The sequence below is a fragment of the Psychrobacter sp. genome, assembly GCF_035469765.1.
Classification (GTDB): Bacteria; Pseudomonadota; Gammaproteobacteria; order Pseudomonadales; family Moraxellaceae; genus Psychrobacter.
This window is the reverse complement of sequence record NZ_DATIRM010000056.1, coordinates 1-5,862: the sequence shown is the minus strand read 5'-3', so window position 1 is coordinate 5,862 and position 5,862 is coordinate 1. Positions and strand designations below refer to the sequence as shown.

Below are 5,862 nucleotides of genomic sequence, written 5' to 3'. Positions count from 1 at the left end.
CATCGCCTATCAAAACAGATCGTGGCGCGCTATATAAATGGCAAGCGGTCTTAATCACGCTATATAGTAGTTATATTGCTGTGGTTATTTTGATCATGGGTCACAGCAGCTTGGTGGCTGGAGTATCACTAGTGGGTGGGGCGATGCTTGGTATGATGCTTATACGGCGACGCTACGTATGGAAGGCTTTTTTGGCTCACAGTACTCTAATTTTTTTAGCCACGTTAATTCCTTATTTTGGCTTTACCATTCCCAATCTACGCCAAATGACGATCACCTCTCTGCCTTTAGATACCTATAGTTACCTGACCTATAGCGAGGCATCAGCTATCGAAAACGCCATCTCTGCGTCCATCTTTCAAAATGGGACGCTTAGCTGGGATAATTTTAATCAACTGCGCTTTTCTTCTGCGTTTTTTTGGCGCAGTACCCATATCTATATGTCATTGCCAAAAGCAATTTTTATCATCTATATATTTCGCATGCTGCTCTTGATATTGGATAACAGTAAAGCAGAGATTATGCAGTACGCCAATCATGATGAATTGACGCAGCTCAAGAGTCGCCGCTATGGCTTGACGCAGATGTATCAAGCACTTTTGGCAACGGATGATGAGCAAGATTTTAGTACCATCTTATTGGACTTAGATTGGTTCAAAAATATCAATGACAGTTATGGTCATGATGTGGGTGATCAGGTGTTGTCTGAGGTTGCACAGACTTTATTAGCGTCATTAACAGAAGAGACGATTGTCAGTCGTTATGGCGGTGAAGAGTTTTTAATCGTGCTCCCAGATACTTCGCATGATAGTGCTATGACGATTGCTAAGCAACTGCGCCGAGATATTGCCGAGCAGGTCATCAGTAGTGACCACTATACAGATTTTAATGTCACAGCAAGCCTAGGGGTTTATACCTTAACGCATGAAGAGCGCGCTCATATTCAAAGTGAGTATAGAGCTGCTGAGTTAGAAAAAAGCAAGCAGCTACCAGACAACTTACAAAAAGATAATTTGCAAAAAAACGGCTTATCTATGAAAGGCTTGCAAAGAAGTAGCCCAACACAAAATAGCTCACAACGTAGAACTGCCCATATAAGTAAACGCGCTGCCACAGCAATCGCCAATGCCCAATTGCCTCCAGATATCTGTCAGCATTTAATCTGTATCGCTGATAAAGCGCTATATGAAGCTAAGGATCGGGGACGCAATCAAGTCGTCAGTGCCAATGAGTTACTAGTGGCAAAAAATAGCACGGTCATCTCGTTTTATGCCACTAGCAAGTAAATCCTCACTTTAACTTCTTAACTATTCAATCGTTTATGACCTAGAGGATGACGCGGTATTTAGCTCTTGTACCAAACTTGCCAATACGCTGGTTGCAAAGCTACCGGTAGTCAAAGTAAAATTTAAGACCAGTATCTGCTCATCTTGTTTATCCTGCCACTCCCAACTTAATGCCTCAATAGGTAAGCGCAGCGCTCGCCTTTGCGCTTTGATATCACGCTTCTCTAGGCCTGCGGCTAACTGGGTCAATAGTGGGTTTCGCGCCACGATATCAGTTTCCATGGTTGCAGCATTGCCGCTGACCTTCTCATTACCTGTACCCCATAGTACGGCAGTAGGATGAATGTCGCCGCTTTCAAGTCGCGTCCGTAATGTATCATCTATCTCATCGCTGCTAAATATCGAGCCTGAACCTTCTAAATTAAATACCTCGCCGGTAAGTCCGGTATTCCAACTGCCATCACGGACACGTGCTGCCAATATCTCGTTAAATATCAAACTGCGCGCCGCTGACAGCTCCATAGTATTTTGCTCACGAGGCACACGTTTACGTTTGCTTTTATTAGGCTGCGGACGGGCTTCAGGTACGGGACGTGCAAACAATGACAATGCTTCTCTAATATTATTGCCACTGCGACCAAAGCGCTGTGGACCAAAATAATTGGGCACACCGCTTTGACTGATAGTTGCTAAGTGCTGCTCGATAGTTTTCTTAGCGGACAGTAACTGTTCAGGCGCTGGAGATTGCATTAGCAAAGAAGCTTCAAAATCTGCAAACTCAATATCACGCAAGGTGATGATAAATTGATTGGCGCGATGGGTGCCGCGATTGAGCTTTTTATTGTGCCACTGCTGCTCAAGGATAGTGACCGACTCATTGGCGCTGATATCTACAGGTGCAAACTCAGAGTCTGGTAATTGCTTCTTTGGTATGCGCAGGCTAAACCACTGTGTCGTTAGTGCATGACGGTCTTTAAGCCCTGAGTAGCCAACATCACGTAATGGAATTTCTGCCCATTCGGACAATAATTTGGCAAGATACGCAGTATTCATTCCAGACTTTTGGATATGTAACCATAAATGCTCACCTTCGCCAGTGAACTCTAATGGTAATAACTCATTAACGACAAAATCTGTAGTATGAGCTTTATAAGTGGCTTGCTTTAAAGGCGGCTGTATAGGCTGCGGTAAATTGGCCGTGTCAGCAGCGGTAGTAATGTCATTATCTTGAATAGTCATAAAACAGTCTTTTATATTGGTTATATGTTTTGAAGGAGAGCAGTAATGATGTTAGATTAAAAGCGAGAAATTACGTTTTGCAACGCGGTCAACATACAAAACAACAGCATAATTCTAGTGTGCTTGTTACTATCAATACAGAGGATTTTATTGAATCTTGATTAATTCCATGTCAGTCATTTTAAATTATTGAGGTGTTATTACTATCTCAACCTACTTTAATCAGGAATAATTATAACGTTAAGGATGACTTATGAGCAATGCAGCGATAAATACAATCACCATTGATAAAGCGGATATTGCTAGTGGCGGTATGAAATCCTACAAACAGGATGATGATAGTATCATTTTAATTACCCGCGACGACAGCACGTTTCATGCTTTCGATGGGAAATGTCCGCATGCTGGGGCGAATCTGGGTGATGGTCTACGTTGCGGCAATCGGGTCATTTGTCCTTGGCATCATGCGACTTTTGATAGCAGCGACGGCACATTACTAGAGCCAATCGCGACAGAGGGCTTAACTCAATATCAAATTACCGATAATGGCGACAGTTTGACGGTTAATACCTCAATTAAAATAGATAATCATATTGAAGCTGACAAATTAACTGACACCCATACTATTATTGTTGGCGGCGGTGGTGCAGGCTTTATGACCGCGCATCAGTTACGCAATACTGGCTATGGCGGCAAGATTACCTTGGTGAGCACCGAGGATAAAGCCCCTTATAACCGTCCTTTATTATCCAAAGCTTTTTTAGCAGGGAATATGCCTGAAGAAAAGCTATTACTGGGCGGTGCAGATTGGGCAAGCAAACAAAATATCGATTTACGTTTAAATCAAACTGTTAGTCAGGTGTTGCCCAATGAGCGCAGTATTATAATCACAGATGATGACGGCAATGTTGATAGACAGACAGCAGATTTCTTAGTCGTAGCAACAGGCGCTGAGCCCAAAATCCCACCTATTAAAGGCGCAACGCTTGATGGTGTCTATACGCTGCGCAGTATGGAGGATGCCAAATTAATCAAAGCTGCCAGTCATGATCAGCGCGTAGTCATCGTCGGTACGGGCTTTATCGGTATGGAGGTCGCTTCAGCATTGGCGCAGTCGGGTACGACTGCTTCTATCACCGTCATCGGGCAAGACCATCGCGTGATGGGCAATATCGTCTCCGAAACGGTCAGTGATGCGTTGATTAAATTGCATAAGGAAAAAGGTATTCAGTTCGTGTTTAATGCCAGCGTCGCTGAAATTATTGAAGCTGAAAATACTACTGATAATGGCGAAGAGAATTTCTCACAAGTTAATAGTGTCAAATTAGCCAATGGTGAGAAAATCGAGGCTGATATCGTGATTTTAGGAACAGGTGTCGCACCGCGTATCGAGTTATTACAGGACACAAATCATCCAGATGGCGTACAAGTCGATGAGCATTTACAACTGCGTGATGGTGTCTATGCGCTTGGGTATATCGCCAAAGCGAGCAATCAACTGGGGCGTATGCGTATCGAGCATTGGCGCGTGGCACTACAACATGGCATGGTCACGGCAGCAACGATATTAAATAATGACAACGACAATTCGCTAGCAGAGCGTATCCCTTTCTTTTGGACGATGCAATATGGCAAAAGTTTACGCTATAGCGGACATGCTGCGACGCCAGATCATGGCATTTTATTAGGTACGCCAGACAATTTTGACTATATAGAATATTACTTCGATGATGAGGGTGAAAACACACGTGCCAGTGCCGCAAGCTCACTCGGACGTGATAAAGAATTGGTGGCATTCTCTGAGCTATTGCGTCGAGGTCATGCACCAACACGGGCACAAATTAACGCAGAATTTGATATTATCGAGCAAGCGCAAACGTTATCGCGCTAGTACTGAAAACGGATAAGTATTACTATTAAAGCTGAGCTATTCATTTAGGTCAGCTTTTTAATATAGACGTAAAAACAGGAAAAAATAATATGAATAAAGGCAATACTAATAATAACAATATTAATAAAGAAACCGTTTTTTTACGTCAAGCTGAAGCTAGTGATATTGGCGCACTTGAACAGCTATTGAACCGCTGCTATCGGCAGACAGAAGGCTGGACCAATGAAGCAGATTTAATCGGTGGTATTCGTATCACTCAAGATGAGCTGGCTCGTACTATCGCTAATCCCACGCATTATCTCTTTGTTTATCCAAAGACGACAACGGGCGAGCGTGATGGAGAAGAAACGGGTGAACTATTAGGCTGTATCGCTGTTGATATAAAAGTCAATACTGACTCAAATGAGACTACCTATAATAAAAGCGCTTATATCGGTATGTTTGCCGTGCATCCTGTACTACAAGGGCAAGGCGTTGGTAATGTGATTTTGCAAGCAGCCGAGACATTTGCGAGTCGTCATCTACAATCAGATGGACAAACATCGGATAAAAAACCGGCTCGTTTGACCATGTCTATTTTAAGTCATCGTCCTGAGCTATTGTCTTATTATCACCGCCGAGGTTATGAGCTAAATGGCAATAAAATGCCATTTCCAAATGATGGGAATAATGGCGAGCCAAAGCGTCAGGATTTGGAATTGTTAGAATTAGAAAAAATAGTTAATTAAAAAGTTCATGAGTTTTTAAGGGTTCATTTTATTGACCCCAAAAATGACTAAAAGTCATAAACAGCCCCATGCTCAGCAGTAAAAATGCCACTACGATTAAGCGCTTAAACCAGTTAAATGCTGGTAAGCGTGTGGCATTGTCATTAGAGGTGATATAGGCAAATAAAAATATCAGACTGGCAACCAAGGTTAAAATGCCAAGCCCGATCGGTAAAATAAAAAAATACGCCTGCCACATGATTATCTCGCAACCATTATTATTAAGCACATCATAGCAGTATCCGGATTGCGCTGTCTGAATTATCCATATCTTAAGTCTTATAAACATATCAGGAGGATGACATGGAAAATTTCAAAAGATTGGTATTAATTATCCTATTAACGCCATTCTTTGCCGCTTGTTCTAATGCGCCTTCTGAAAGTACGGTTGAAGGGCTGATTGAAGCGCAATATGAGCAAACGACTAAAATAGTAGAGGACGCAAAGGCCAACGCAGGTAGTGATCCGATGGCAAAAGCCATGAGCGGTATGATTGAGAGCATGATGCCAAAGCTTGAGCGCATCGAGAATATCCATTGCGATACTGCTGAGGGTGACAACACTTATCTATGTACCGCTGATGTCACGCAGACGATAGCGGGTAATAGCCAAACCAATAAGACCAATTTTAAAGTTTATCAAGTTAATGATGAGTGGGTGCTAGGTAATTAGAGGCTCT

General features: G+C 42.7%; 6 protein-coding genes. 4 read left to right on the top strand and 2 right to left on the bottom strand.

Features of this window, described 5'->3' with window-relative positions:
- Positions 1 to 1,286, top strand: a 1,286-nt coding sequence (locus VLN09_RS01550) for a GGDEF domain-containing protein (protein WP_325243408.1), incomplete at its 5' end; no start/stop codon positions are given.
- 33 nt (positions 1,287 to 1,319) lie between these two features.
- On the opposite strand, the gene truD is transcribed toward VLN09_RS01550, so the two are convergent.
- The gene (gene truD / locus VLN09_RS01545; protein ID WP_325243407.1) at positions 1,320 to 2,525 is read right to left on the bottom strand and encodes a tRNA pseudouridine(13) synthase TruD; all 1,206 of its coding nucleotides are present in this window, start codon (positions 2,523 to 2,525) and stop codon (positions 1,320 to 1,322) included.
- A gap of 253 nt (positions 2,526 to 2,778) precedes the next feature.
- Between truD and VLN09_RS01540 the strand changes: the two genes are divergently transcribed.
- Positions 2,779 to 4,416: an FAD-dependent oxidoreductase gene (locus tag VLN09_RS01540; RefSeq protein WP_325243406.1), complete on the top strand. Its 1,638-nt coding sequence runs from the start codon at positions 2,779 to 2,781 to the stop codon at positions 4,414 to 4,416.
- Between the two features lie 89 nt (positions 4,417 to 4,505).
- The gene (locus tag VLN09_RS01535) at positions 4,506 to 5,144 is read left to right on the top strand and encodes a GNAT family N-acetyltransferase (RefSeq protein WP_325243404.1); all 639 of its coding nucleotides are present in this window, start codon (positions 4,506 to 4,508) and stop codon (positions 5,142 to 5,144) included.
- 28 nt (positions 5,145 to 5,172) lie between these two features.
- Here VLN09_RS01535 and VLN09_RS01530 read toward each other — a convergent pair whose 3' ends face one another.
- Positions 5,173 to 5,382: a hypothetical protein gene (locus VLN09_RS01530; protein WP_325243403.1), complete on the bottom strand. Its 210-nt coding sequence runs from the start codon at positions 5,380 to 5,382 to the stop codon at positions 5,173 to 5,175.
- Positions 5,383 to 5,486: 104 nt separating this feature from the next.
- On the opposite strand from VLN09_RS01530, the gene VLN09_RS01525 reads away from it, so the two are divergent.
- Positions 5,487 to 5,855 (top strand): hypothetical protein, encoded by a 369-nt coding sequence (locus VLN09_RS01525; protein WP_325243401.1) that lies wholly within the window; start codon positions 5,487 to 5,489, stop codon positions 5,853 to 5,855.
- The last annotated feature ends 7 nt before the right edge of the window (positions 5,856 to 5,862 follow it).

Bases quoted from the DNA above. Each gene is read 5' to 3' on its own strand.
- VLN09_RS01525 (WP_325243401.1), top strand. From the start codon at position 5,487: ATGGAAAATTTCAAAAGATTGGTATTAATTATCCTATTAACGCCATTC.
- VLN09_RS01535 (WP_325243404.1), top strand. From the start codon at position 4,506: ATGAATAAAGGCAATACTAATAATAACAATATTAATAAAGAAACCGTT.
- VLN09_RS01540 (WP_325243406.1), top strand. From the start codon at position 2,779: ATGAGCAATGCAGCGATAAATACAATCACCATTGATAAAGCGGATATT.
- VLN09_RS01530 (WP_325243403.1), bottom strand. From the start codon at position 5,382: ATGTGGCAGGCGTATTTTTTTATTTTACCGATCGGGCTTGGCATTTTA.
- truD (WP_325243407.1), bottom strand. From the start codon at position 2,525: ATGACTATTCAAGATAATGACATTACTACCGCTGCTGACACGGCCAAT.